The sequence below is a fragment of the Streptomyces sp. NPDC055013 genome (genome assembly GCF_053608645.1).
Genome location: NZ_JBSGVW010000029.1, coordinates 79108 through 103023 on the forward strand (window position 1 = coordinate 79108; position 23916 = coordinate 103023).

The 23916-nt window shown below is 72.4% G+C and carries 23 protein-coding genes; 13 read left to right on the plus strand and 10 right to left on the minus strand.

What is annotated here, in order from left to right; translation table 11 throughout:
* Positions 1-35 precede the first annotated feature (35 nt).
* The 3 genes from ACWGDB_RS30010 to ACWGDB_RS30020 are packed head-to-tail and all read right to left on the minus strand — an operon-like array spanning position 36 to position 2391.
* On the minus strand, positions 36-698 hold the full coding sequence (locus tag ACWGDB_RS30010) for an ABC transporter permease (RefSeq protein ID WP_453825340.1): 663 nt from the start codon (positions 696-698) through the stop codon (positions 36-38).
* Positions 698-1339, minus strand: coding sequence for an ABC transporter permease (locus tag ACWGDB_RS30015; protein ID WP_453825292.1), 642 nt, complete (start codon positions 1337-1339; stop codon positions 698-700). The genes ACWGDB_RS30010 and ACWGDB_RS30015 overlap by 1 nt, the downstream gene beginning before the upstream one ends.
* Complete coding sequence (locus tag ACWGDB_RS30020; protein ID WP_453825293.1) at positions 1336-2391, minus strand: ABC transporter ATP-binding protein; 1056 nt, start codon at positions 2389-2391, stop codon at positions 1336-1338. The genes ACWGDB_RS30015 and ACWGDB_RS30020 overlap by 4 nt, the downstream gene beginning before the upstream one ends.
* A gap of 141 nt (positions 2392-2532) precedes the next feature.
* Between ACWGDB_RS30020 and ACWGDB_RS30025 the strand changes: the two genes are divergently transcribed.
* The 3 genes from ACWGDB_RS30025 to ACWGDB_RS30035 all read left to right on the plus strand — a co-directional run bounded on the left by ACWGDB_RS30025 (position 2533) and on the right by ACWGDB_RS30035 (position 5608).
* Positions 2533-4050: an aromatic amino acid ammonia-lyase gene (locus ACWGDB_RS30025; protein ID WP_453825294.1), complete on the plus strand. Its 1518-nt coding sequence runs from the start codon at positions 2533-2535 to the stop codon at positions 4048-4050.
* Positions 4047-4931, plus strand: a complete 885-nt coding sequence (locus ACWGDB_RS30030) for a MurR/RpiR family transcriptional regulator (protein WP_453825295.1) — start codon at positions 4047-4049, stop codon at positions 4929-4931. Before ACWGDB_RS30025 ends, ACWGDB_RS30030 begins: the two co-directional genes overlap by 4 nt.
* Before the next feature lie 89 nt (positions 4932-5020).
* Complete coding sequence (locus tag ACWGDB_RS30035; RefSeq protein ID WP_453825296.1) at positions 5021-5608, plus strand: hypothetical protein; 588 nt, start codon at positions 5021-5023, stop codon at positions 5606-5608.
* 1 nt (position 5609) lies between these two features.
* Here the strand turns inward: ACWGDB_RS30035 and ACWGDB_RS30040 are convergent, their stop codons facing one another.
* The 5 genes from ACWGDB_RS30040 to ACWGDB_RS30060 form a co-directional block, all read right to left on the minus strand.
* Positions 5610-5984: a roadblock/LC7 domain-containing protein gene (locus ACWGDB_RS30040; RefSeq protein ID WP_359044022.1), complete on the minus strand. Its 375-nt coding sequence runs from the start codon at positions 5982-5984 to the stop codon at positions 5610-5612.
* A 14-nt stretch (positions 5985-5998) separates the two neighbouring features.
* Positions 5999-6496: a roadblock/LC7 domain-containing protein gene (locus ACWGDB_RS30045; protein ID WP_453825297.1), complete on the minus strand. Its 498-nt coding sequence runs from the start codon at positions 6494-6496 to the stop codon at positions 5999-6001.
* Positions 6497-6584: 88 nt separating this feature from the next.
* Positions 6585-7367 (minus strand): transcriptional regulator, encoded by a 783-nt coding sequence (locus tag ACWGDB_RS30050; protein ID WP_453825298.1) that lies wholly within the window; start codon positions 7365-7367, stop codon positions 6585-6587.
* On the minus strand, positions 7367-7756 hold the full coding sequence (locus ACWGDB_RS30055; RefSeq protein WP_383613429.1) for a hypothetical protein: 390 nt from the start codon (positions 7754-7756) through the stop codon (positions 7367-7369). Before ACWGDB_RS30055 ends, ACWGDB_RS30050 begins: the two co-directional genes overlap by 1 nt.
* Before the next feature lie 182 nt (positions 7757-7938).
* Positions 7939-9345 (minus strand): diaminopimelate decarboxylase, encoded by a 1407-nt coding sequence (locus ACWGDB_RS30060; protein WP_453825299.1) that lies wholly within the window; start codon positions 9343-9345, stop codon positions 7939-7941.
* A gap of 164 nt (positions 9346-9509) precedes the next feature.
* Here ACWGDB_RS30060 and hutU point away from each other — a divergent pair, with 164 nt between their 5' ends.
* The 4 genes from hutU to hutI are packed head-to-tail and all read left to right on the plus strand — an operon-like array spanning position 9510 to position 15104.
* Positions 9510-11174 (plus strand): urocanate hydratase, encoded by a 1665-nt coding sequence (gene hutU, locus ACWGDB_RS30065; protein WP_453825300.1) that lies wholly within the window; start codon positions 9510-9512, stop codon positions 11172-11174.
* Positions 11171-12466: an allantoate amidohydrolase gene (locus ACWGDB_RS30070; protein WP_453825301.1), complete on the plus strand. Its 1296-nt coding sequence runs from the start codon at positions 11171-11173 to the stop codon at positions 12464-12466. The genes hutU and ACWGDB_RS30070 overlap by 4 nt, the downstream gene beginning before the upstream one ends.
* A complete protein-coding gene (locus tag ACWGDB_RS30075; RefSeq protein ID WP_453825302.1) occupies positions 12463-13812 on the plus strand; it encodes a formimidoylglutamate deiminase in 1350 nt (449 codons plus the stop codon). Before ACWGDB_RS30070 ends, ACWGDB_RS30075 begins: the two co-directional genes overlap by 4 nt.
* On the plus strand, positions 13809-15104 hold the full coding sequence (gene hutI / locus ACWGDB_RS30080) for an imidazolonepropionase (RefSeq protein ID WP_453825303.1): 1296 nt from the start codon (positions 13809-13811) through the stop codon (positions 15102-15104). The genes ACWGDB_RS30075 and hutI overlap by 4 nt, the downstream gene beginning before the upstream one ends.
* A gap of 39 nt (positions 15105-15143) precedes the next feature.
* On the opposite strand, the gene ACWGDB_RS30085 is transcribed toward hutI, so the two are convergent.
* Together ACWGDB_RS30085 and ACWGDB_RS30090 are read right to left on the minus strand one after the other, a co-directional pair.
* The gene (locus ACWGDB_RS30085) at positions 15144-16727 is read right to left on the minus strand and encodes an RICIN domain-containing protein (RefSeq protein WP_453825304.1); all 1584 of its coding nucleotides are present in this window, start codon (positions 16725-16727) and stop codon (positions 15144-15146) included.
* A gap of 249 nt (positions 16728-16976) precedes the next feature.
* Positions 16977-17930, minus strand: coding sequence for an RNA polymerase sigma factor SigF (locus tag ACWGDB_RS30090; RefSeq protein WP_453825305.1), 954 nt, complete (start codon positions 17928-17930; stop codon positions 16977-16979).
* A 237-nt stretch (positions 17931-18167) separates the two neighbouring features.
* Here ACWGDB_RS30090 and ACWGDB_RS30095 point away from each other — a divergent pair, with 237 nt between their 5' ends.
* The 6 genes from ACWGDB_RS30095 to ACWGDB_RS30120 all read left to right on the plus strand — a co-directional run bounded on the left by ACWGDB_RS30095 (position 18168) and on the right by ACWGDB_RS30120 (position 23873).
* Positions 18168-18554 (plus strand): STAS domain-containing protein, encoded by a 387-nt coding sequence (locus ACWGDB_RS30095; RefSeq protein ID WP_453825306.1) that lies wholly within the window; start codon positions 18168-18170, stop codon positions 18552-18554.
* Between the two features lie 237 nt (positions 18555-18791).
* Positions 18792-19394: an ATP-binding protein gene (locus ACWGDB_RS30100; protein WP_453825307.1), complete on the plus strand. Its 603-nt coding sequence runs from the start codon at positions 18792-18794 to the stop codon at positions 19392-19394.
* A gap of 334 nt (positions 19395-19728) precedes the next feature.
* Complete coding sequence (gene serS / locus ACWGDB_RS30105) at positions 19729-21033, plus strand: serine--tRNA ligase (RefSeq protein WP_453825308.1); 1305 nt, start codon at positions 19729-19731, stop codon at positions 21031-21033.
* 164 nt (positions 21034-21197) lie between these two features.
* Positions 21198-21887, plus strand: coding sequence for an LPXTG cell wall anchor domain-containing protein (locus ACWGDB_RS30110; protein WP_383626455.1), 690 nt, complete (start codon positions 21198-21200; stop codon positions 21885-21887).
* Positions 21888-21918: 31 nt separating this feature from the next.
* Entirely contained in the window at positions 21919-22770 is an 852-nt protein-coding gene (locus ACWGDB_RS30115; RefSeq protein ID WP_453825309.1) for a COG1470 family protein, read from the plus strand.
* Positions 22767-23873 (plus strand): hypothetical protein, encoded by a 1107-nt coding sequence (locus ACWGDB_RS30120; protein ID WP_453825310.1) that lies wholly within the window; start codon positions 22767-22769, stop codon positions 23871-23873. Before ACWGDB_RS30115 ends, ACWGDB_RS30120 begins: the two co-directional genes overlap by 4 nt.
* The last annotated feature ends 43 nt before the right edge of the window (positions 23874-23916 follow it).

Below are 23916 nucleotides of genomic sequence, written 5' to 3' on the forward strand. Positions count from 1 at the left end.
TCCGTTCGTCGAGCGTCGGTTCATCGAGGTGGTCCCTAGGCAGTGCGGTGGCGGAAGAGGAAGCGCTGGAGGCCGGAGAGCAGCAGGTCCAGGGCCACGGCGACCAGGGCGACCAGCACCGCGCCGCCGAGCACCTGCACGAGGTCGCGCTGGGCCAGGCCGTCGAAGACGTAGCGGCCCAGGCCGCCGAAGGAGACGTACGCCGCGATGGTCGCCGTGGCCACGACCTGGATCAGGGCCAGGCGCAGGCCGGTCATGATCAGGGGGAGCGCGAGCGGCAGCTCCACCTGGAGGAGGACCTGGTGGGCGCGCATGCCCTGGCCGCGCGCCGCGTCCTTCACGTCCGGGTCGACGGCCGTCATCCCCGCGTAGGTGTTGGTGACGATCGCCGGGACCGCGAGGGCGACCAGGGCGACGTAGACCGGGAGCATGGACAGTCCGCCGGCCAGGAAGACCAGGACGACCAGGCCGACGGTCGGCAGCGCGCGGCCGAAGGACGCGAGGTTGATCGCGACGAAGGCGCCCTTGCCGGTGTGGCCGATCAGCAGGCCGAGGGGGAGGCCGATGGCCGCCGCGATGAGCGTGGCCAGCAGCGAGTACTGGAGATGCTCGGCGAGCCGGTGCGCGATGCCGTCCGAGCCGGCCCACTGCTCGCCGCCGACCAGCCAGTCGCCGAGGTTCTTGAAGAGTTCGTACATCAGGCTCGCCGCCTCCGCCACGGGGTCAGGACGTACTGCAGGGCGACCAGGGCCGCGTCCGCGACCACGGCCAGCAGGAGGGTGAGGACCACTCCGGCGATCACCGGGGTGGGGAAGTTGCGCTGGAAGCCGTCGGTGAAGAGCTGGCCGAGGCCGCCGTCGCCGATGTAGGTCGCGACCGAGACCAGGGAGATGGACATGACCGTCGCGATCCGCACCCCGGCCATGATCACGGGGAGCGCGAGCGGGAACTCGACGGTGAGGAGCGTGCGCAGGGGGCGCGTGCCCATCGCCTTCGAGGCCTCCTTCACCTTCACGGGGACCGAGTCGAGGCCCTCGACCGGGTTCCGGAGCAGGACGACCAGGGTGTAGACCGTCAGGCCGATCACGGTCGTGGTGCGGGTGAGGCCGGAGACCGGGAGCAGCAGGACGAAGATCGCGATCGAGGGGATCGTGAAGAGCACGTTCGACAGGCCCAGCAGGAAGCCGCGCAGGGGGCGGACCCGGTGGGCGATCACCGCGAGGGGCAGCGAGATCAGTACGCCGAGCAGGACGGCGGTGAGCGCGGCCTGCAGGTGGGAGACGGTGAGGGTGGTGAGGTCGTCGGTGTGGTCGCCTATCCACGACCAGTCGATGGTCATGCGGCCACCTCGGTCTCCGCGTGGGCGCGGGCCTCGGTGTGCGCCTGGCCCGCGTGCTCGTGGATGTCGTCGCGCGACGAGACGCCGGTGAGGACACCGTCGGCGTCGACGCGGGCGATCAGGCCGGCGGGGGAGGCGATGGACTCGTCGAGGGCCGCGAGGAGGGAGTCGGAGTCCTTCAGCGGCCGCACGGGGATCTCGGCGGCGTCCGTCGAGCGCCAGTGCAGGGGCTTGCCGGCCTCGTCGCGTACGAGGCTCCAGTCGCCCCCCTCCGGCGCCGGGCCCTGCGGGACGTCCGCGAGGGTCCGCAGCGACAGCAGCTTCAGGCCGCGCTCGGCGCCGAGGAAGTCGGCCACGAAGTCGTCGGCCGGGCGGGCGAGGAGCTCGGCGGGGGAGGCGCACTGGACGAGGTGGCCGCCGGTGCGGAAGATCGCGATCTGGTCGCCGAGGCGTACGGCCTCGTCGATGTCGTGCGTGACGAAGACGATGGTCTTGCTCAGCTCCTTCTGCAGGCGCAGAAGTTCGTCCTGGAGCTGGGTGCGGACCACCGGGTCGACCGCGCCGAACGGCTCGTCCATCAGCAGCACGGGCGGGTCGGCGGCGAGCGCACGGGCCACGCCGACGCGCTGCTGCTGGCCACCGGAGAGCTGGTGCGGGTAGCGCCTGCCGGTGTCGGGGGCGAGGCCCACGGTCTCCAGCAGCTCGGCCGCGCGGGCCCGGGCCTTCCTGCGGCCGTGGCCCAGCAGCAGCGGCACGGTGGCGACGTTGTCGAGCACCGTGCGGTGCGGGAACAGGCCCGCCTGCTGGATGACGTACCCGATGGAGCGGCGCAGCTCGGCGGCGTCCTGCCGGGTGACGTCCTTGCCGCCGACCCGGATGGTGCCGGAGGTCGGCTCCACCATCCGGTTGATCATCCGCAGGGTGGTCGTCTTGCCGCAACCGGAGGATCCGACCAGGACGGTGACGCCGCCCTCCGGCATCTCCAGGGAGAGATCGTGGACTGCTGTCGTGCCGTTGGGGAAGCGCTTGTGGACCGCGTCGAACTGGATCATGAGTTGTCCCTTGCCCGGCTGTATAACGTCATGCAGAGTTCTTGGTAGCTGAATAGGTTGTCAACGGGTTGGTGTAAATCCGAAGTAACGGATGGTCGCTAGGCAAGACCCGATGTCCGGATTGAGGGGAGCTTGGGCTTTATGTCGTCTCGGATCGTGGACGCGCCGAGTGCTGTGACTTCTGGGCACACCGCCCTGGTCGTCCTCGACGGGATCGGGCTCGGCGTCGAGGACGTCGTACGCCTCGCCGACGGGACCGCGCGGCCGGTCGCCGCGACCGACGCGATGAAGCGCGCGGAGGAGTCCTGGGACGCCGCCCGCCTCATCGCCGCGACCGGGCGGGTCTACGGCCGTTCCACCGGCGTGGGCGCCAACCGGAACGAGGACGTGCCCACCGAGGCCGCCGCCGAACACGGTCTGCGTCTGCTGCGCAGCCACGCCGGCGCCATCGGCGAGGAACTGCCCGCCCGGCAGGTGCGGGCCATGCTCGCCGTGCGGGCCAACCAGCTGCTGGCCGGCGGCGCGGGCCTCAGGCCCACCGTCATCACGGCGATGTGCGAGGCGCTGGAGAGCGGCGCCCACCCGGTCGTGAACGAGTTCGGCTCGGTCGGCACCGGCGACCTCGCGGCGCTCGCGCAGACCGGCCTCGCGCTGGCCGGCGAACATCCGTGGCGGGGGCCCGGCGCCCCCGAGGCGCAGCCGCTGGACAACAACGACGCCCTCGCGTTCATCAGCAGCAACGCCCTGACCCTCGGCCAGGCCGCCCTCGCCCTGCACGAACTGCGCGGGCTCGTCGCCGCCACCCAAGTCGTCGCAGCGCTGTCACTGCTGGCCGTCGACGGCTCCCACGAGGCGTACGCCGCGCCCGTGCACACCGCCCGACCGCACCGGGGCAGCTCCGAAGTCGCCCGCGAGATGCGGGAGTTCATCGGCGCCGAGGACCGGCCCACCCCTCCGCTGGGCAGGCTCCAGGACCCCTACGGCTTCCGCTGCCTGCCGCAGATCCACGGCCCCGCGCACGACGCGGCCGACGCCCTGGAGCAGGTGCTGGCGGTCGAGATCAACGCGGCCGCCGAGAACCCCCTCATCTCCCCCGAGGACATGGCCGCCTACCACCACGGTGGCTTCTACCAGGCCCAACTCGCACTCTCCCTGGACCACTTCAGGCTGGCCCTGACCCAGGTGGCGCGGCTGTCGACGTCCCGTCTGTCGACCCTCAACGAGCCCGCCTACACCCGCCTGAAGCCCTTCCTCGCCGACCAGGAGCCCGCCTCGTCCGGCGTGATGATCCTGGAGTACGCCGCCGGTGCCGCCCTCGGCGACCTGCGCGCGTTCTCGGCCCCCGCTTCGCTCGGCCACGCTGTACTCTCCCGGGGCGTGGAGGAGCAGGCCAGTTTCGCCTCGCTCGCCGCGCGGCAGACACTGCGCGCGTGCGAGGCGTACCGTCTCGTCGTCGGCTGTGAACTTGTCGCCGCCGTACGGGCGTTGCGGCTGCGCGGTCTGCGGCCCGAACCGGAGCTCGGCGTGAGCCGGGCGCTGGAGCTCGCCGAGTCGGTGCTCGACGACGACCTGGCCGACCGTCCGCTCACCGACGACGTGACGGCGGCGGCCGCACTGCTGGACCGGTTCACGGACATCTGGAGGGGGAGCGCCGCATGAGCGCGGACAGGACCACGAGCGGGACGGCCCACGGAACGTCCCATGGGGCCGACAGCCCCGCCGCGCGTCTCCAGGCGCTCTTCGAGGGGCACCGGCTGACCCCGACCCAGCGGCGCATCGCGCACAGCATGGTGCGGCGGGCCGCCGACGTGCCGTTCCTGTCCAGCGTGGAGCTGGCCGAGCTGGCCGGGGTCAGCCAGCCGTCCGTGACCCGTTTCGCCGTCGCCCTCGGCTTCGACGGCTACCCCGCCCTGCGCAGGCACCTGCGCGAGGTCGCGCCCGTGGAGCAGGCGGCGGACGCGGGCTCGTACAACGAGTACCAGCAGGCCGTCGAGGCCGAGATCGAGAACCTGCGGCACCTCGCCGAGGTGCTCGCCGACCCGCGCCCGGTGCAGAAGGCCGGACGCCTGCTCGCGGCCTCCCGCCCCCTGCCCGTGCTGGGCCTGCGGGCCGCGGCCTCCCAGGCGTACGGCTTCGCCTACTTCGCCGCCAAGGTCCACCCGGACGTTCGGCTGCTGCACGAGGGCGGCACGATGATCCACGACCGGATCGACGCCGCCGTACGGGCCGGCGCGACGGCCCTGCTGTGCTTCGCGCTGCCCCGGCATCCGCGCGAGGTCGTGGACACCCTGGCCTACGCCAAGGAGGCCGGGCTGACGGTCGTGACGGTCGCGGACTCCGCCTTCGCGCCGGTCGCCAAGGTCTCCGACCTGTTGCTGCCCGCCGCCGTCGGCACGGGCCTCGCCTTCGACACGGCCTGCGCGCCGATGCTGCTGGGCCGGGTCCTGCTGGAGGCGATGTGCGACGACCTGCCGGACGCCCAGGCGCGACTGGAGGAGTTCGACGCGCGGGCGGCGGTACGGGGACTGTTCGTCGAGTGAGTTCCTGAGCGCTTCTTAAGGCTCGTCTCACGTTGGCTGGCTAGCGTGCGCGCACAGCTACTGGACAGTGCTGGGACGGGAGGCGGAACGTGGCACGCGGTGGAGGGCAGGGGCTGGCTCGGGTGGCCGTCGTCGTACGGGCCGGGGCGGCGCCGTTGTGGTGGCTCGGGGTGTTCGCGGCGGGGATCGGCGTGCTGGTGCCGGGCATCACGGGCCGCAGGATCGGCGTCCTGGGCGGCGCCGCGCTGTTCATCGTCACGACGGTCGTGGTGGCGTCCGCGCGCCGCAAGCGCTATACCGCGCTGATCGGCTCGGCCACCCGCGCCGGCAAGCATGACGTGCTCCAGGACCGCGCGGTCGCCGTGCGCAACTGGCGCCGGGGCCACCGCTGGTGGCTGATCCTGGCGTTCCTCGCCGCGCTGGGCAGCGCGTTCGCGGTGCCGGCGGCGGGCGGGATGCTGCTCGCGGGGTGCGGGGCGGGGCTGCGGCTCAAGGCCGCGTGGCTCGGACGGCTGGAGCGGGCCGAGAAGGCCCTGCTGTGGGCGCGGGTCGACTGGCTCGACGGCCGGGGCGGCCGCCCCGCGGGCAAGGCCGTGAAGGGCTACCGCACCACGGGTGTCGCCGCGGGCGACGCGGCCCCCGGAGGGGCCCGCCGCCGCACCGCGGCGCTCGTGTAGGTCAGACCTCCAGGTCCTCCTCGATCTTCTTCAACTGGTGCCTGGCCATGGCCAGGTTGGCGCGCTTGCCGTCGAGGACCAGGTACAGGAAGAGGCCGTTGCCCCCGCGCCCGGCGATCAGCCGGATCAGGTGGTACTGGTCGCTGAGGGTGATCAGGATGTCCTCGATGCCGCCCTTCAGGCCGAGGTGCTCCATCGTGCGCATCTTGGCGCGGACGACGTCGGTGTTGCCGGCGGCGGCGACATTGAGGTCGAAGCTCTTGCCGCCGCCCAGCGTGCCCAGTGCCATTCCGCTGGTGTAGTCGACGAGCGCGACCCCGGTCGCGCCCTCGATCGAAGCGAGGCATTCCTTCAGCGTGGTCTCGGTGTTGGCCATGACGTGTGTTCCTCTCAACTCTCCGTAGTGGTACGCGCGTTGGTGTTGGTGCGTGCGGCGCGCGCGGTTCTCGTGCGGGTGGGCATGGGTTTGGCGGGCTCCTTGGCGGCGCTCTTGGCAGGGCTGCGGCGCACAGGAGTCGCCTCCGCGTCGACGAGCTCGCCGATACGGGCACCCGCGCGGCGGCCCTCCAGGTGCAGCCGGCCGACGTTGACGCCGTCCTGGGCGAGCAGCGTCAGCACGGCGGTACGGCCCGCGGCGTACGTCGCCACATAGCCCTCCGTGCCGCGCATGAGCAGTTCGCGGAAGTCGCCCCGGCCGGTCGCGTCCGTCACCCGCACCGCGACGCCGAGCGCGGCGGCGGTGAGGGCGGCGAGGCCGTCCGGTTCGACGCCGGGGGTGTCGTGGGCGAGGACGAGGCCGTCCACACCGGCCGCGAGTGCTCCGGTCAGCTGGGGCACGCGGGCTCTGAGCCGGCGGAATTCGTCGAGTATCGGGGCCTCGGCCGCCATCAGGTGTCTCCTCTCGGCGCGGGACCGCTGCGGCGGGCGCCGCGGCTCGGGCGGCCCGGGCGGCTCGCGGTCCTCGAAGGGTTTGCGGTCAAAGGGCCTCCAGCGCATCCCTGACCCTCTTCAGCAGCGCGATGTAGGGATCGGCTGGGTCGGACGGGGGGTCTTCGACGGCGGGCGGCGGCTGTGGGGCCACGAGCCCCGCCGCGGCCAGCCGCCGTATGTGCACCAGCGTGTGGAACGCCGGTCTGCCCAGCTCCCGGGCGATGTCCGTGGCCCGCCGTACGCCGTCCACCCGGGCGAGTACGGCGGCCTGCCGGGGCGGCACCGCGGGCGCCGCGACCGGGTCGGCCCGGATCAGGGGCGCGCCGTCCGTCGCCGGGTCGGGCCAGATGCCCAGCAGCAGGGCCCGGCGGCGCAGCGTCTCGCGCTCCACGGCGACGACCGGCACGGGATGCACGGAGGCGAGCCAGTGCGCGGTGCCGTAGCGGAAGCGGCCGGGCGTGCTGCTGGGGGCGAGCGCGAAGTACGCGGCGTCGTACAGGGCGCTCACCTGCGCCAGCTCCAGCGCCCCCGGCGTGACACCGTGCCGCAGCAGCCGACCCTCGTCGGCGCTGTCCTCGGCGTCCCGCCAGGCCTCGGCGCCGAGGATGCCGTGGGCCGTGAGGAGCTCGTCGAGACCGGGAGCGAGCGGGCTCTCGGCGTGCACCACCCGGCCCTCGGCGAGGTGGAGCGTGCCGTGCTCGCGGTCCAGGACGCCGGTGGCCCGCTCGTCCGCGAGACGGGTCAGCATCGGGGAGACACCGCCGGCCCGCTGGTGCGCCGTCTGCCGGTCCCGTACCGGCAGCCGCGGTGGTGGTGTGACCACGGTCATCACAGCACCAGCCGTTCGGCCATCTCGCCCAGCCGGATGCGGGCCAGCGCGAGATTGCCCTCCGCGCGGGCCAGCCACAGGTACAGGAACACGCTGCTGTCGAACGTCGTCGGCACGAACCGGAGCACGTGATAGCTGTCCCGGTTGCTGAGGATCACGTCCTCGACGGGCGGATCCGTGGCGTCGGAGCCGTCCTCCGGCCCGAAGGCGTGCTGCTCGGCGGCCAGCCGTGCCAGCTCCGCCGCCTCGGCGGCCGCCGTCTCGTGGTCACCGCCCGGAGGATCGCCCACCGTGCCCAGGGCCAGCCCGCTCGTCCAGTCGACCAACGCAGCACCACGCGCACCTGGCAGCCGCATCGTCTCCAGCAAGCACTCGTCGATTCCGGGCACCGTCGCTCCCCTCCCGCCTCGGGGTCCGGCTGAGTGACCGCCAAACTACGCAACGTGTGTGCGGCGAGTGAGCGTTCGGGCATTTTCCAGTGGAACATGCGCCGAGTGACTAGGGTGGGTCAACTGACCCTGTTTTCACGTGGCTTGATCGCATATGGCGTACTGCTGGGTATTGACCTACGTCAACGGCGCTCCGGCGTGGCCAGGGTGGTGAGCGAGTCCGCGTGCGCCCCTCCCGATTCGGCCACGATCTCGTCGAGCGTCTGTGGCTCGCGCACGGTCGCGAAGGCGATGCCCCCGGACCCGTCCGGCACGAAACCGTGGATGCCGGGCCGGGCCAGGGAGTTGTACGCGTAGTGGTGCGCGAAGTAGTACGCGCCCGTGTCCAGCGCCGCCGCGAAATCCCCCTGCTCCAGCAACGGCAGCGCGGCCCCCTCGGCCAGCAGGTCCCCGGAGAAGCAGGCCGGCCCGGCCACGTCCTGCACCACGGCCGGTCCCTCCTTCGGGTGCCCCTTGCCGTCGTACGCGGCGATCCTGAGCGGCCAGCTCCCCGGCGCGTACACCGTCCGCGTGGCGACCTGCACCCCCGCGTGCGTCACCGCCACCGGCCGCCCGCCGGCGCTCTTGGCGTACTCGACCCGCGCCACGACCGTCCCGTGCTTGGCCAGCAGCGACCGGCCGAACTCGGTGACCAGTCCGTACCGCCCGTCGAACAGCCCGGGCACCGCCTCGCCCAGCAGCCGCACGTATTGCGCATACGTCGGTGTCGTCACGTCCGAGGCGAAGTTCACCGGCAGCCCGCCGCCGATGTCGAGCGTGTCGATCTGCCGCCGGCCGATCCGCCGGTTGATCTCCTCGGCGAGCGCGTACGCCTCGGCGACCCCCTGTGCCATGAGCGACAGCGGGATGCCCTGCGACCCGGTGTGCGCATGCAGCCGCGTCAGCCACGGGCGGTCCTGATACGCCCGTACGACCCACTCCCGCGCCCCCTCGTCGCGCAGCGCCACCCCGAACTTCGACGTCGCCGTGGCCGTGGACGTCGCCTCGATGGAACCCCCGCCGACCTGCGGGTTCACCCGGATCCCGAGCGGCGAGCGGCTGGCCGCCGACCTCATCAGGGCGTCGATGCGGTCCAGCTCCTGCGGGTTGTCCGCGTTGACGGCGATGCCCAGCGCCAGCGCCTCCCGCAGCTCGGCCGGCGTCTTGGCGGGCGAGTCCAGGACCGTCATCTCCGGACCCAGCCCCGCCGTTCGTGCCAGCGCCAGCTCACCCGGGCTCGCCACCTCGGCGCCGATGCCCTCCTCGCGCAGCAGCCGCACCACGGCCACCAGCGGGGTCGCCTTCACCGCGAAGGCGTGCAGCACGGGCGTGCCCGGCGCCACCACCGCGTCGAACGCCGCCCGCAGTGCCGCCGCCGACTCCCGGATGCCGGTGACGTCGAGCAGGCCGACGATCGGAGCGCCGGGCCCGAGCAGCCCTTGCTCCACGGCCGCCCGCACCGCCTCGTCCCGCCGGGCCACCCGCTCGGCGTCATGCGCCGGGATCCCGGCTCCGCTGCCCGCTGCGTTGTCCACAACATCCCCCGTCATGTCGTCGCCCCCTGTCGCGTCGTCGTAGGAGCCCACGCATCCAGCCAAACATCCGGGACGCGCCGATGCTGGCGCACGGATGTATTGACTAGTTCTATTCAGGCGGTCAGGATGTGAATACCCACCTCAACAGTTCGCAGTCACAGTCCGCTGGGAGGCAGACCATGTCAGGACCCCGCCCCGTCCGAGCACCGCGCGGTACGGAACTGAGTGCCCTGGGATGGCAGCAGGAGGCCGCCCTGCGGATGCTGCAGAACAACCTCGACCCCGAGGTCGCCGAGCACCCCGACAAGCTCGTCGTCTACGGCGGCACCGGCAAGGCCGCCCGCGACTGGCGCTCCTTCGACGCGATGGTGCGCACGCTGAAGGGCCTGAAGCAGGACGAGACGATGCTCGTCCAGTCCGGCCGCCCCGTCGGCGTCATGCAGACCCACGAGTGGGCCCCGCGCGTCCTCATCGCCAACTCCAACCTCGTCGGCGACTGGGCCAACTGGGAGGAGTTCCGGCGCCTGGAGCAGCTGGGTCTGACCATGTACGGCCAGATGACGGCCGGCTCCTGGATCTACATCGGCACCCAGGGCATCCTCCAGGGCACCTACGAGACCTTCGCCGCCGTCGCCGCGAAGAAGTTCAACGGCACCCTCGCCGGGACGATCACCCTCACCGCCGGTCTCGGCGGTATGGGCGGCGCCCAGCCGCTCGCCGTGACCATGAACGACGGCGTCGCGATCTGCATCGACTGCGACCCGCGTGCCATCGAGCGGCGCATCGAGCACCGCTACCTGGACGTGAAGGCCGACAGCCTCGCCCACGCGCTCCAGCTGGCCACCGAGGCCCGCGACCAGCGCAGGCCGCTGTCCATCGGCCTCCTGGGCAACGCCGCCGAGCTGCTCCCGCAGATGCTCGCCGAGGGCGCCCCAATCGACATCGTCACCGACCAGACCTCGGCCCACGACCCGCTGGCCTACCTGCCGGTCGGCGTCGCCTTCGAGGACATGGCCGACGCCGCCGCGAAGGACCCGGCCGGCTTCACCACCCGGGCCCGCGAGTCCATGGCCAAGCACGTCGAGGCCATGGTCGGCTTCATGGACGCCGGCGCCGAGGTCTTCGACTACGGCAACTCGATCCGCGGCGAGGCCCAACTCGCAGGGTACGACCGCGCGTTCGCCTTCCCCGGCTTTGTGCCGGCCTACATCCGCCCCCTGTTCTGCGAGGGCAAGGGTCCCTTCCGCTGGGCCGCCCTCTCGGGCGACCCGGCCGACATCGCCAAGACCGACAAGGCGATCCTGGACCTCTTCCCGGAGAACGACTCCCTCGCCCGCTGGATCAAGCTGGCCGGCGAGCGGGTGCATTTCCAGGGGCTGCCCGCGCGCATCTGCTGGCTCGGCTACGGCGAGCGGGACAAGGCCGGCGAGCGTTTCAACGACATGGTGGCTTCGGGTGAGCTCGCCGCACCGCTGGCCATCGGGCGCGACCACCTCGACTGCGGTTCCGTCGCCTCTCCCTACCGTGAGACCGAGGCCATGCTCGACGGGTCCGACGCGATCGCCGACTGGCCGCTGCTGAACGCCATGGTGAACGTGGCGTCCGGTGCGTCGTGGGTGTCCCTTCACCACGGGGGCGGCGTGGGGATGGGGCGGTCCATCCACGCGGGCCAGGTGACGGTGGCCGACGGCACGAAGCTCGGCGGCGAGAAGATTCGCCGGGTCCTCACGAACGACCCCGGGATGGGCGTCATCCGGCATGTCGACGCCGGGTACGACATCGCGGAGTCGGTTGCCGACGAGCGGGACGTTCGCGTCCCGATGCGCGAAGGTGACGACGCGTGACTCAGCATTCGGGCGGGCACGGCAACTCTTCCGCGGGGGCTCAGACCTCGTCGCCGGGGCCCGCCGGCCGCTCGTTCCACGACATGTGGCGCGACCTGCTCCCCATCGGTCGGCACCCCGCCTCCCGCGGGTACCGGCGCTTCGCCTGGACCGGTGTGGACCTCGAATGCCGGGCCTGGTTCAAGGAACAGGCCGAAGCGCGCGGGCTCGCATACGAGGTCGACCGCAACGGGAACCAGTGGGCCTGGCTCGGCGACCCCGCTGCCGGGGACGCGGTCGTCACCGGGTCGCATCTGGACTCGGTGCCGGACGGGGGCGCCTTCGACGGGCCCCTCGGTGTCGTGTCCTCCTTCGCCGCGCTCGATGAACTGCGCGGCAGAGGCACCGACTTCACCAAGCCCCTCGCCATCGTCAACTTCGGCGACGAGGAGGGCGCCCGGTTCGGGCTCGCCTGTGTCGGGTCCCGGCTCACCGGCGGGCAGCTCACCGTCGAGGGCGCCCACAAGCTGACCGACGGCGAGGGCGTCAGCCTGCCCCGGGCCATGGAGGCCGCCGGCTACGACCCCGACACCATCGGCGCCGATCCGGAGCGGCTCGCCCGCATCGGGGCCTTCGTCGAGCTCCATGTCGAGCAGGGCCGTGCCCTCGACCTGTCCGGCGACCGGGTCGGCATCGCGAGCGCCATCTGGCCGCACGGCCGGTGGCGGTTCGACTTCAGGGGCGAGGCCAACCACGCGGGAACCACACGGCTCGTGGACCGGCGCGACCCCATGCTGTCGTACGCCGAGACCGTGCTCGCCGCCCGCCGCGAGGCCGAACTCGCCGGTGCCGTGGCCACCTTCGGCAAGATCGCCGTGGAGCCCAACGGAGTCAACGCCATCCCCTCCCTGGTGCGCGGCTGGCTCGACTCCCGTGCCGAGGACCAGGCGAGCCTGGACCGTGTCGTCGGGGGCGTCGAGAAGGCGGCCCGCGAGTACGCGGCAGCCCACGGCATCGACCTCGACGTCGTCCGCGAGTCCTTCACGCCGGTCGTCGAGTTCGACCACGCCCTGCGCGACGAACTCGCCCGCATCCTCGGCCAGGAGCGGGAACCCGAGCTCAAGGTCCCCGTCCTGGGCACCGGCGCAGGACACGACGCCGGAATCCTGTCCGGGAGCATCCCGACCGCCATGCTGTTCGTACGCAACCCCACGGGCGTCTCGCACTCCCCGGCCGAGTTCGCCGCCGAGGACGACTGCGTGGCCGGAGTCGTCGCCCTCGCCGACGTACTGGAAGGACTGGCCTGCACGTGACGCCCACCCAGCAGACCCGTACCTACTGGCTGGAACACGCCTGGCTCGGCACCCATGTCGAGCCGGGAGTGGCCGTCGAGGTCGCGGACGGCCGCATCGCCGCCGTCCGCACCGGCACGCAAACCCCGCCTCCGGGCGCCGAGATCCTCCGCGGCCTGACGCTCCCCGGCCTCTCCAACGCCCACTCCCACGCCTTCCACCGGGCCCTGCGCTCCACGGTCCAGGTCGGCTCCGGCACCTTCTGGACCTGGCGTGAGGTCATGTACGCCACCGCCGACCGGCTGACCCCGGAGACCTACCGCGTGCTCGCCCGCGCCGTGTACGCGGAGATGGCGCTGGCGGGCGTCACGTCCGTCGGTGAGTTCCACTACGTGCATCACGCGCCGGGCGGCACCCCCTACGCCGACCCCAACGCCATGGGCGAGGCCCTCGTCGAGGCCGCCGCCGACGCCGGCATCCGCATCACCCTCCTCGACACCGCGTACCTGTCCTCCGGCTTCGGACAGCCCCCCGACAACCACCAGCTCCGCTTCTCCGACGGCAGCGCGGAGGCCTGGGCCGAACGCTGTTCAGTTCTCAAGGACCGGGATCACGCACGGATCGGGGCGGCGATCCACTCCGTACGGGCCGTGCCCGCGGACCAGCTGGCGACCGTCGCGCGGTGGGCCGAGGAGCGGCGGGCCCCGCTGCATGTGCACCTGTCCGAGCAGACCGCCGAGAACGACGCCTGCCGGGAGGCCCACGGCTGCACGCCCACCCGGCTGCTCGCCGACCACGGGGTCCTCGGGCCGCGCACCACCGGCGTCCACAACACCCACCTCACCGACGAGGACGTCGCCCTGATCGGCGGCAGTGGCACCGGCACCTGCATGTGCCCGACCACCGAGCGGGACCTCGCGGACGGCATCGGACCCGCCGTCGCCCTTCAGCGGGCCGGCTCCCCGCTCTCCCTCGGCTCCGACAGCCACGCCGTGATCGACCTGCTCGAAGAGGCGCGCGCCATGGAGCTGAACGAGCGTCTGCGCACCCGGACGCGGGGTCACTGGACGGCGGCGGCCCTCCTGCGGGCGGCCTCGGCCGACGGCCACGCCTCCCTCGGCTGGGACGGCGCCGGCGCCATCGAACCCGGCGCGCTCGCCGACCTCACGACGATCGCGCTCGACTCGGTCAGGACGGCAGGGCCGCCCCCGCGCCTCGGGGCCGAGACGGCCGTATTCGCTGCGTCGGCAGCAGACGTGTCGCATACGGTCGTGGGAGGTCGGCACGTCGTGCGCGACGGGGTCCACACCCTCGTACCGGATGTGCCGAAAGCCCTCGCGGACGCCGTCGAAGCCCTGCGCGGATGACGTGGAGCCGCCCACCCGCGCGGCCCGCCCCCGCCCCCGAACCCGACCCCACAGCCGACCAGGCCACCAAGGACGCCATGAGCAACGCGACGACCGTCAGCCCCGCCCACTCCGCGAGCACCGCAAGCACGCTCATCACCAACATCGCCGCCCTGGTCACCAACGACCCCTCCCTCGGTGACAATTCCCCCCTCGGACTGATCCAGGACGCGGCCGTCGTCATCGAGGGCGACCGCATCGCGTGGACCGGTGATCAAAGCAAAGCACCCGCCACTGACAATCGGGTCGACGCCGGTGGCCGGGCCGTCGTCCCGGGCTTCGTGGACTCCCACTCCCACCTCGTCTTCGCGGGCGACCGGACGCAGGAGTTCAACGCCCGGATGTCGGGGCGGCCGTACAGCGCCGGCGGCATCCGCACGACCGTCGCGGCCACCAGGGCGGCGAGCGACGAGGACCTGGAGCGCAACCTCACGCGCTACCTCGCCGAGGCCCTGCGTCAGGGCACGACCACCTTCGAGACCAAGTCCGGCTACGGCCTGACGGTCGAGGACGAGGCCCGCGCCCTGCGCATCGCCGCCGCCCACACCGACGAGGTCACCTTCCTCGGCGCGCACATCGTCTCCCCGGACCACGCCGACGACCCGGCCGCCTACGTCGCCCTGGTCACCGGTGAGATGCTCGACGCCTGTGCGCCGCACGCGCGTTGGATCGACGTCTTCTGCGAGAAGGGCGCCTTCGACGGCGACCAGGCCCGCGCGATCCTCACCGCGGGCAAGGCCAAGGGCCTGCACCCCCGCGTCCACGCCAACCAGCTCTCCTACGGCCCCGGCGTGCAACTCGCGGTCGAACTGGACGCCGCCAGCGCCGACCACTGCACCCACCTGACGGATGACGACGTCGACGCCCTCGCGAACGGAAACACGGTCGCCACCCTCCTCCCCGGCGCCGAGTTCTCCACCCGCGCCCAGTGGCCCGACGCCCGCCGCCTCCTCGACGCGGGAGCCACCGTCGCCCTGTCCACCGACTGCAACCCGGGCTCGTCCTTCACCTCCTCCGTCCCCTTCTGCATCGCGCTCGCGGTACGGGACATGGGGATGACCCCGGACGAGGCGATCTGGTCGGCCACCGCGGGCGGCGCGGCGGCCCTCAGGCGCGACGACATCGGCCGGCTCACCCCGGGCGCTCGCGCCGACCTGCTCCTGCTCGACGCACCGAGCCATGTGCACCTGGCCTACCGCCCGGGTGTGCCGCTGGTCAGCCAGGTGTGGCGACGCGGCGTACGCGAGGCCTGAGCCCGAAGGGCCGCCCAGCCCAGGGCCCTTGCTCCCGGGCTAGGCGGCCCCCGCCTTCCAGCGCTGGCCGCCGCCGCTGCTCACCGACTCCAGCGACAGCCCGTCCCCGGCACCCCCCGCCGGGGTCACCGCCGTCCCGAAGGCGATGGCGGGGCGGATCACGCCGTCGCCGTCCACCACGAACATCAGGTTCTGACCGTTGCGGCCCTCCACCGAGTCGCACGTCCAGACCCCGACGCCCCGGTCCGTCGAACCACGGCTGTCCAGGCAGTAGTCGGGATCGGCGGACGACTGGAGCACACCGCGATCCGCGTCGACCCGCCAGCGCTGGGTGCCGGACGACGTGCAGGGAGCCGTGATCACGTCGGTCCCGTTGAAGAAGGCGCCGCCCACGTCCAGGCACAGCCCCGAGGCGACGTTCACGACCTGGGCGTACGTGCCGCTCGGCGGGTGCGTGGGGGAGGGCGGCGGCTTGGGGGCGGCCGTCTTCGTCGGCGTCGGACTCTTCGTGGGCGACGGCGACTTGGAGCTCCGCGACGGTGACGGCGAGGGCGACGAGGGCGACGGCGTCGCCGGCACGGTGGCCGTCACCGTGACCGCCACCGGCGGCACGCTCACCGGAGTGCCCACCGAGCCCACCGGATCCTGCGACGACGAGCCGCCCTGCGCCACCAGGAACGCCACCAGCGGCAGCAACGCCACCCCGAGCGCCGCCGACACCAGCACCACCCGGCGACGATCGGACGGCCATCCCGGCACCGGCCAACTCCTCTTCGCGGCAAGGCGGGCGGCGGCACCCCCGCGCCGCACGCCCTCCCGCTCGCCCGGAACGCCCGCCGCGTACGCCGTCCCGCCCCACGGCAGCAGCCCCTCCGCCAGCGCCGTGCGCGGGGAGTCCCGCAGGGCCGACAACTCCTCGTACGCCGTCGTGCAGTGCGGGCAGCGCCCCATGTGGGCGTGCAGATCGGCACTGGCGCGGGGACTGTCCGGCCGTACGGACTCCTCGATGAGGCGGCCGAAGTCGGAGCAGTCGGGGTCGTCGGAGGCGGTGAGACGGGCGCGCAGACAGGACCGGGCGAGCTGCTGGAGCGCCGGGTCCGTGCCGTACGTGACGTCCTCGCGGGTGAGGCCGAGCAGGCCCGCCGTCCGGTCCGCCGGCTCCTGCTCCACCAGGCCGTACCAGATCAGGCCCTGGGTGCGGGACGGAAGGGTCTGGAACGCCGTCAGCATCGGCGGGACCGGGCCGGCGGGGCCGGCCGTGTTCAGCACGAGCAGCAGTCCCGCGTCGAGGCCCGCCGCCCGTTCGTCCATGGCCCAGGTCCCGGCCAACCGGGCGGTCAGCATCAGCAGTTGATGCCGCCAGGGCAGCCCGGGGTCGATGCCGCGCGCGGTCTGACGGGCCGCCAGGGTGAACGCCTGGGCCGCCAGCTGCCGGGCCATGGAGTCGTTCGGGGTGCACAGGCGGGCGTAGGCGAGGACGGGTGCGTGATGGCGGGCGCGCAGCTCCTGGAGCGCCGGATACGCGGTGGCCGTGTCGGCGCGCAGCAGTTCGGTGAGCCGTGCGTCGGACGCGCCCGTGTGCATCCCACGGTCACGGTCCCCACCGTCGTCGGCCCGAGCCATCCGCCTGCCTCCTTGCAGCCGTGCGACCCGTCCGGAGTCCTGACCTACCGGCGGGTATGACGGCTCATAGTGGAGGAAGGGAAGCCGTGGGGAAAGGGTTTCCGTGGGTAACCCGTGAGCCGCGCATGCACGGCCGGGCGGGACGCATCCGTTCCCGAACGCGCTGTGCCCGGTGTCCCGCCGACGGAATTCGGCAGGGCACCGGGCACAGCGCAGGTCAGCGTGGAGGGGACGCCACTCCTGGACAGGTCACTCCTCGACCGTCAGCCCCTTGCGGAGCCGGACCAACGTCCGCGACAGCAGCCGCGACACATGCATCTGCGAGATGCCGAGTTCTTCGCCGATCTCCGACTGGGTCATGCCCGCCACGAATCTCAGCGACAGGATCTTCCGGTCCCGGGGCGGCAGTTCGGCGATGAGCGGCTTCAAGGACTCGACGTACTCGATGCCTTCGATCCCGTGGTCCTCGTAGCCGATCCGGTCGGCCAGCGCGCCCTCGGCGTCGTCCTCCTCGGGCTGGGCGTCCAGCGACGAGGCGGTGTACGCGTTCGACGCCGCCATGCCCTCGACGACCTCGTCGTTGGTCAGGCCGAGGCGCTCCGCCAGTTCCGCCACGGTCGGGGCGCGGTCGAGCTTCTGGGCCAGTTCGTCCCCGGCCTTGGCCAGGTCGAGCCGGAGCTCCTGAAGCCGACGCGGTACCCGCACCGACCACGACGTGTCGCGGAAGAAGCGCTTGATCTCACCGATGATGGTCGGCATCGCGAAGGTGGGGAACTCCACGCCGCGGCTGAGCTCGAAGCGGTCGATCGCCTTGATCAGGCCGATGGTGCCGACCTGGATGATGTCCTCCATCGGCTCGCTGCGCGAGCGGAAGCGGGAGGCGGCGAACTTGACCAGCGCGAGGTTGAGTTCGACGAGCGTGTTGCGGACGTACGAGTACTCGTGGGTCCCTTCCTCCAGCGACTCCAGCCGCTCGAAGAGGGTCTTGGACAGGGCCCGCGCGTCCACCGGCCCCACCTCGTCGTACGGCGGGATGTCCGGAAGTCCGGCGAGCGCGTCGTCCTGACCGAACTCCTGACCGAAGTCCTGTTCGGGACGTACGTCGGCGCTCAACTCGATGGGATCCAGCTGTTCCGGTTGGGATGCCGACGTCGCGCTCTGGGTATGCGATGCGTCGAGCCGGGGTGACATGATGTCCTCCATCGTTCTCGGCATTCGGCTGCCGAAGCCTGCGTGCACTGCGGTGTGCGGCGCCTCCAAAGCCGGCCGAGTCGGTTACGTGTCTTTACTAGCCCTACCCGCTTTCAGGAGCCCACCGCAAGTGCGCTCTGGTCCGAAATGTCCGATTCTGGGTGGATGTTCGGGTGTTGGGAGGCGTAGAGAGGGCGTAGTGTTCGACAGCGTCAGTCAGCAGCCACGACGTCGGGAGTGAGAGACGGCATGGACCGCGGGACGGTCGGCAGCGCACAGTCTGGCCGACTTCTGGTCGAGGTGCGGGAAGAGGGCGCCAGCGCCGTCGTGACCCCGGCGGGTGAGTTGGATCACCACACCGCCGATTTGTTGCGTGAGCCACTCGAGGATTGCCTCGGGAAGGGCTTCAGTCGGCTGGTCGTCGACTGCTCGCGACTGGAGTTCTGTGACTCCACGGGTCTGAACGTGCTGCTCGGGGCCCGACTGAAGGCGGAAGCCGCCGGTGGCGGGGTGCATCTCGCGGGAATGCTGCCCGTGGTCGCACGCGTGTTCGAGATTACGGGAGCCGAGGCCGTCTTCACGGTCCACGACTCGCTCGACGCCGCCCTGGCCGACGAGGCCGACGGGTCGGGTTGACCCCTCGCGTCCGGCCCTGCATCAGACGTCACATCATTCATGCCGAATACAGGGGTGTTCCCTCGGCTCGGTCGGGCAGGAGACATCCTGAAACCCGTCGGCTGTGATGTCGGCCACCGGGGTGGGCGGCTGTGACCGACGTATCAGGCAAGGATCGTGTACTGGCGTACTGACTCTACGTACTGACTTCTGAATCGTGTGAACGTTGAACTGGTGAATCGGTGAGGTGAAGCGCTGATGAGCACCACCCGGCCTTTCTCGCCGGGCGACCGCGGCCCTGAGCCCAGCGGCGCTTCGGGGGCGTCCGAGAGCGGCATGCCGGCCACGGGGGGCTCCGACGAGGGCTCCGCGGCGGCCGGAGGGCCCGGAGGGGGCACCGTGCCGTCCCTGAGGCCCGTGGAGTCCGTGGCGTCCGCCGAGGTGTCGGCGGGGCGGCAGGTCCGCCGCCTGGTCCTCGAGGGGCAGAGCGGCGTCGTCCCGCTCGCCCGTGACTTCGCCCGCCAGGCGCTGTACGCGTGGGGCTGGCTCCCCGCGGCCACCGCCGACCAGCGGGCCGCCGCGGAGGATGTGCTGCTCGTCGTGTCCGAGCTGGTCACCAACGCCTGTCTGCATGCCGACGGGCCGGACGAGCTGTGGATCGCCTGCGACAACAAGGTGATCCGCGTCGAGGTCTCCGACAAGGGCACGGGCCAGCCGGCGCCGCGCACACCGCACCGCGCGGGGCGTCCCGGCGGCCACGGCATGTTCATCGTGCAGCGGCTGTGCCTGGACTGGGGCGTCATGCGGACGCAGGGGGTCGCGGGCAAGACGGTGTGGGCGGAGCTGGGAGCACCGGGGTAGGTCACCCGTTCGGCCTGCCGTACAGGAAATTCGTTTCCGCACCGCCGAGGCGCCGCTCTACTCTCCCTGCAACGCGCTGACGGAGACAAGTAGCCCGGGTCCGCGAGCCGAGAGAGCCGCCGTTCGCTGTGAAAGCGGCCTCGCGCCCAGGTGAATCCACTCCCGAGTGCGGGGAGGAAATGCCCCGCCGGCCGGCCCCCGTCACCGGGCCCGAACGAGTCCGCCGTACGGCGGTGAAGGCGTGGTGGCACCGCGAGCACCCTCTCGCCCACGCCCCGAGGGACCACCCCGGGGCGATCTCTGCCGCTCCGGCCGATCGGACGGAGCGCGCCCCATGCTCGACGTCACCCTCATCCGAACCCACCCCGACCAGGTCCGGGCAGCCCTGCGCAAACGCGCCGTGGCCCCCGACATCCCCGCCTTCCTCACCCTCGACACCGCCTTCCGCGAGGCCCGCGCCACCGTGGAGCGCCTACGCGGCGAACGTCGCCGGATCTCGACGCGGATCGCTGCGCTGCGGCGGGAGGGAACGCCGGCGGGGGAGGGCCGGGCTGCCGCCCTGCCCCCCACCGAGGAACTCCACGCCACCGCCAAGGCCCTGACCGATGAGCTGGCCCGGGCCGAGGCCCGCCTAGTCGATCTCGGTGCCCGGCATCAGGAGTTCCTCGACGCGCTGCCCAACCTTCCGGACGACGACGTGGTGGCGGGGGGCAAGGAGTGCAACCAGGTCGTGCGGACCGTGGGGGTACCGCCCGGCCTCGGGTTCCAGGGGCGGGACCACGTCCGGCTCGCGCAGGAGTTGGGGCTGGTCGACTACCGGCGGGGGACGGCGCTCGCCGGGCGCGGCCACTGGGTCTACCGGGGGGAGGGTGCCGCGCTCGAGTGGGCGTTGCTCAATCACTTCCTGGACGCGCATCGCCGGGCGGGGTACGAGTTCGTGCTGCCGCCGCACCTGCTGACGTACGAGGCGGGGTACACGGCGGGGCAGTTCCCCAAGTTCGCCGACGAGGTCTTCCGGACGGACGACGACCACTTCCTGTTGCCGACCGCCGAGACCGCCTTGGTCAATCTCCATCGCGGCGAGACGCTCGACGAGCGCGAGCTGCCGCGCCGGTACGTCGCCTACACGCCCTGTTACCGCAAGGAGAGCGGCAGCCACCGCACGGCGGAGCGCGGGACGCTGCGCGGGCATCAGTTCAACAAGGTGGAGTTGTTCCAGTTCGCCCGGCCGCAGGACTCGGACGCCGCGCATCTCGAACTGCTCGCCCGCGCCGAGGAACTGGTCGCCGGACTCGGGCTGCACCACCGCGTCACCAAGCTCGCCGCCGGCGACACCAGCCCCGCGCAGGCCAAGACCTACGACGTGGAGGTCTGGCTGCCCAGCCTCGGGCCCAGCGGGTACGTCGAGGTCAGCTCGGTGTCGAACGCCCGCGCCTACCAGGCCCGGCGCGGCGGCATCCGGTACCGCCCGGCCGGCGGCGGCAAGGCGGCGTACGTCCACACCCTCAACGCCTCGGGCCTCGCCACCAGCCGGCTGCTCCCCGCGATCCTGGAGCAGCACCAGCGGGCGGACGGGACGGTGCTCGTGCCGGAGGTGCTGCGGCGCTGGGGGCTGCCTGAGCTGCTGCGCCCGGCCTGACCCTGTGTTACCCAGGATCACCCTGAGGGGTCGGCTCTCCACTCGAACCCCCTGCGGCGCACGCCGGATCGTCACAACTCCGGCGTGCGCCGTGTCTTCCCTCCTCAAGGCGCCGGGCGTACCTTGACGGCCGATCTGATGTGCCGTCAGGAAATGAGGGGACCGTGTCGAAGCAGAAGCGAACCGCCGCGCTCGCGACGGCCGCGGCCCTGGCCGGCTCGGCGGTGCTGATGGCCGCCCCCGCGGCCCGGGCCGAAGTCGTCGACGTCAACTACGCCTGCAAGACGCCGATCGGCGACAAGAGCGCCGTCTCGCCGATCGACATCAAGGGCGTCAAGAGCGGCAGCGGCTACAAGATCACTATGTCGTGGCAGAAGGGCGTCTCGTCCAGCCCGGTCGAACTGGGCAAGGGCGCGATGAACCCGAGCGCCACCATCAAGCTGGGCGGTGCCGACAGCGGCACCCTCGCGGTCACCGGCCCGGCCAACCAGGAGGCGATTCCCGCCAACACCCCCATCAAGATCAACGACTTGACGGGCACGTACACCCCGAAGAAGACCGGCAAGGTCACCTTCACGGCGGGCGTGCTCACCATCAAGGCGCTCGGCACGACGACCACGTGCACGCCAGGCAACAGCCCCGGCCCGTCGCTCACCCTCGACGTGACGGCTGCGTCCGGCGGTGGCAGCACGGGCGGCGCCGGCCAGGGCGGCTCCGACTCCGGCGCCGAGCTCCCGCAGACCGGCCCCGAGGACTCGGCCATCGCCCTGGGCACCCTCGGCGGCACGGTGCTGCTCGCGGGCGCGGCAGGCGCGCTGTGGCTGACGCGGAGGGGTCAGGCGGTACGCCGCTGACCTGCACGCCCGATCACCGCTGGAGCCGCCGATGTCGTCAGTCGTCCGTGTCCTGTGCCTGTCCCTGCTGTTCCTCCTGGCGGCCGCTCCCGTGGCGACCGCCGCCGAGGCCTGGACCGTCGCGCCCTCCGGCGGCGGGCGGCCGTCCTTCTACGCCGAGGGCGCGCCCGGGACGGTCCCGCAGGACACGGTGTCCGTGACGAACCGGGGCGGCGAGCCGGTCACCGTACGGCTGCAGGGCACCGGCGTCCCGATCGCCTTCGCCGAAGGCGCGGTACGGATCCCGGCCCGCACCCGCGCCGAGGTCCCCTTCACGGTGACCGTCCCGCCGGGCACGGCGCCCGGCGACCGCTCCGGAGAGATCGTCGCCCGCGACGCCGACGGCCGCGAGCGGACCGTCCCGCTCCGCCTGCGCGTGACAGGCCCGGAGCTGTCCGCGCTGACGGTGGAACACGTCCGGGTGCACGCCGACGGCATCACATACGAGCTGGTCAACCGCGGTACGACCGCCCTCGCCCCGAGCCTCGCGATCCGCGCCGACGGTGTCCTCGGCCGCCTCCTCGACCGCGCCCCACGCCTCCTCTCCGTCGACCTGCCCCCGGGCAGCCGTACGAAGCTCACCGAGCCGTGGCCCGACCGGCCCGCGCTCGACGCGGTCGACGTGCAACTGACGGTGACGGCGGCCGGCGGGGCGAGCGACACGGCCAGGGCGTCGGCGCGGTTCGTGCCGTGGGGTGCGTTGGCCGGGGCCGGGGGGTTCGTGGGGGCGGCGGGCGCCCTGTTCGTCGTACGGCGTCGAGGGCGCCGTAAGCCCGACGACGGCGAGTCCGCTGAAGCGGAACAGCCCTACAGGCAAGCCGAGCTGACGGGAGCGGGGACGTGAACGCCAGGGTGCGGATCGCGGTGTTGCTGGCCGTGCTGGCGCTGCTGTCGCCGGCGTCGGCCGTGAACGTGTCGGCCGCGGACGACCCGCCCACCGTCAAGCTGTCCAAGTCCCAGGCGGGGACGGGCGGTGCGATCACCGTGACCGGCAGCGGCTGGCGGGCCCGCACCCTGCTGATGATCCTGATCTGCGGCCGGTCCGTGCCGTCGACCGGCGTGAGCGGCGGCACCAACTCCTGCGCCAATGCGGAAGGCAGGGCCGTGACGACCGACGCGGACGGACGCTTCAGCCGGAGACTTCCGGTGGCCGAGCCGCCCGTGCCGTGCCCCTGTGTGGTGCACGTGGCGACGGTGACCGGGGCGAAGGCCGAGGCCGACGCGATCTTCCAGGTGGCCGGGCACGCGGTCGAGCCGCTGCCCGCGGAGCCGGCCGGGGGACGCCTGTCGGTCCTCACGGACACCCGGCTGGACGGTTCGAGCGGCCTGCTCACCTGGTTCGGCGCACCACCGGCGCGGACGCTGGTGTTCACGGTCGGCAACGTCGGCACCTCACCCGTCAGGAACCCGGTCTTCCAGGTCGGCACCTCCCACGGCGTGTTCGCACCGCAGTGGCAGGAACAGCAGTGGCGCGGCACGATCCAGCCGGGCAGCAAGGCGCGGATCGAGCTGCCGGTGGAACTCGCCGCCGGCGCGCACGGCGACTACACGGTCTCCCTGAAGTACGGCGGCAAGGTGATGGCCGAACAGCCCTGGGGCGTGGGCCGGCCCTGGGGCGTGACGCTGTTCTGGATCCTGGTCTGTCTGGTCGTACCGGCGGCGGTGTTCCGCGTCGGGTTGGCGGTCGTGGACCGGGTACGGCCGCGGCGGACCGCCCGCCGCCGCAGCTTCCGGCTGCCCGAACCGGCCCTGCGCCTACCGGGGTTGAAGCCCCGCGAAGAGGCCAGGCACGCCCTGCCCTCTTCCTCCTCCTCGGCCCTGCCGTGGTTCACCCCGGACAGCGATCCGGGCACGGCCGGTCGGCTCTCCGCACCGCACGACGACAGCCCGACGAGTTCGACGGGCCCCACGACTCCGTCGACTCCGACCAGGAAGGGACCCCCGTGAGCAAGCGAAGGAGAGTCACACCGGCACGCCCGGGAAGAGGCGG

Coding starts and splice junctions, on each gene's coding strand:
- ACWGDB_RS30010 (WP_453825340.1), bottom strand. CDS start 698: ATGTACGAACTCTTCAAGAACCTCGGCGACTGGCTGGTCGGCGGCGAG.
- ACWGDB_RS30040 (WP_359044022.1), bottom strand. CDS start 5,984: ATGGCCAACACCGAGACCACGCTGAAGGAATGCCTCGCTTCGATCGAG.
- ACWGDB_RS30100 (WP_453825307.1), top strand. CDS start 18,792: ATGAGCACCACCCGGCCTTTCTCGCCGGGCGACCGCGGCCCTGAGCCC.
- hutI (WP_453825303.1), top strand. CDS start 13,809: ATGACGTGGAGCCGCCCACCCGCGCGGCCCGCCCCCGCCCCCGAACCC.
- ACWGDB_RS30025 (WP_453825294.1), top strand. CDS start 2,533: ATGTCGTCTCGGATCGTGGACGCGCCGAGTGCTGTGACTTCTGGGCAC.
- ACWGDB_RS30060 (WP_453825299.1), bottom strand. CDS start 9,345: ATGACGGGGGATGTTGTGGACAACGCAGCGGGCAGCGGAGCCGGGATC.
- ACWGDB_RS30030 (WP_453825295.1), top strand. CDS start 4,047: ATGAGCGCGGACAGGACCACGAGCGGGACGGCCCACGGAACGTCCCAT.
- ACWGDB_RS30015 (WP_453825292.1), bottom strand. CDS start 1,339: ATGACCATCGACTGGTCGTGGATAGGCGACCACACCGACGACCTCACC.
- ACWGDB_RS30090 (WP_453825305.1), bottom strand. CDS start 17,930: ATGGAGGACATCATGTCACCCCGGCTCGACGCATCGCATACCCAGAGC.
- ACWGDB_RS30095 (WP_453825306.1), top strand. CDS start 18,168: ATGGACCGCGGGACGGTCGGCAGCGCACAGTCTGGCCGACTTCTGGTC.
- ACWGDB_RS30115 (WP_453825309.1), top strand. CDS start 21,919: ATGTCGTCAGTCGTCCGTGTCCTGTGCCTGTCCCTGCTGTTCCTCCTG.
- ACWGDB_RS30045 (WP_453825297.1), bottom strand. CDS start 6,496: ATGGCGGCCGAGGCCCCGATACTCGACGAATTCCGCCGGCTCAGAGCC.
- hutU (WP_453825300.1), top strand. CDS start 9,510: ATGTCAGGACCCCGCCCCGTCCGAGCACCGCGCGGTACGGAACTGAGT.
- ACWGDB_RS30085 (WP_453825304.1), bottom strand. CDS start 16,727: ATGGCTCGGGCCGACGACGGTGGGGACCGTGACCGTGGGATGCACACG.
- serS (WP_453825308.1), top strand. CDS start 19,729: ATGCTCGACGTCACCCTCATCCGAACCCACCCCGACCAGGTCCGGGCA.
- ACWGDB_RS30050 (WP_453825298.1), bottom strand. CDS start 7,367: ATGACCGTGGTCACACCACCACCGCGGCTGCCGGTACGGGACCGGCAG.
- ACWGDB_RS30020 (WP_453825293.1), bottom strand. CDS start 2,391: ATGATCCAGTTCGACGCGGTCCACAAGCGCTTCCCCAACGGCACGACA.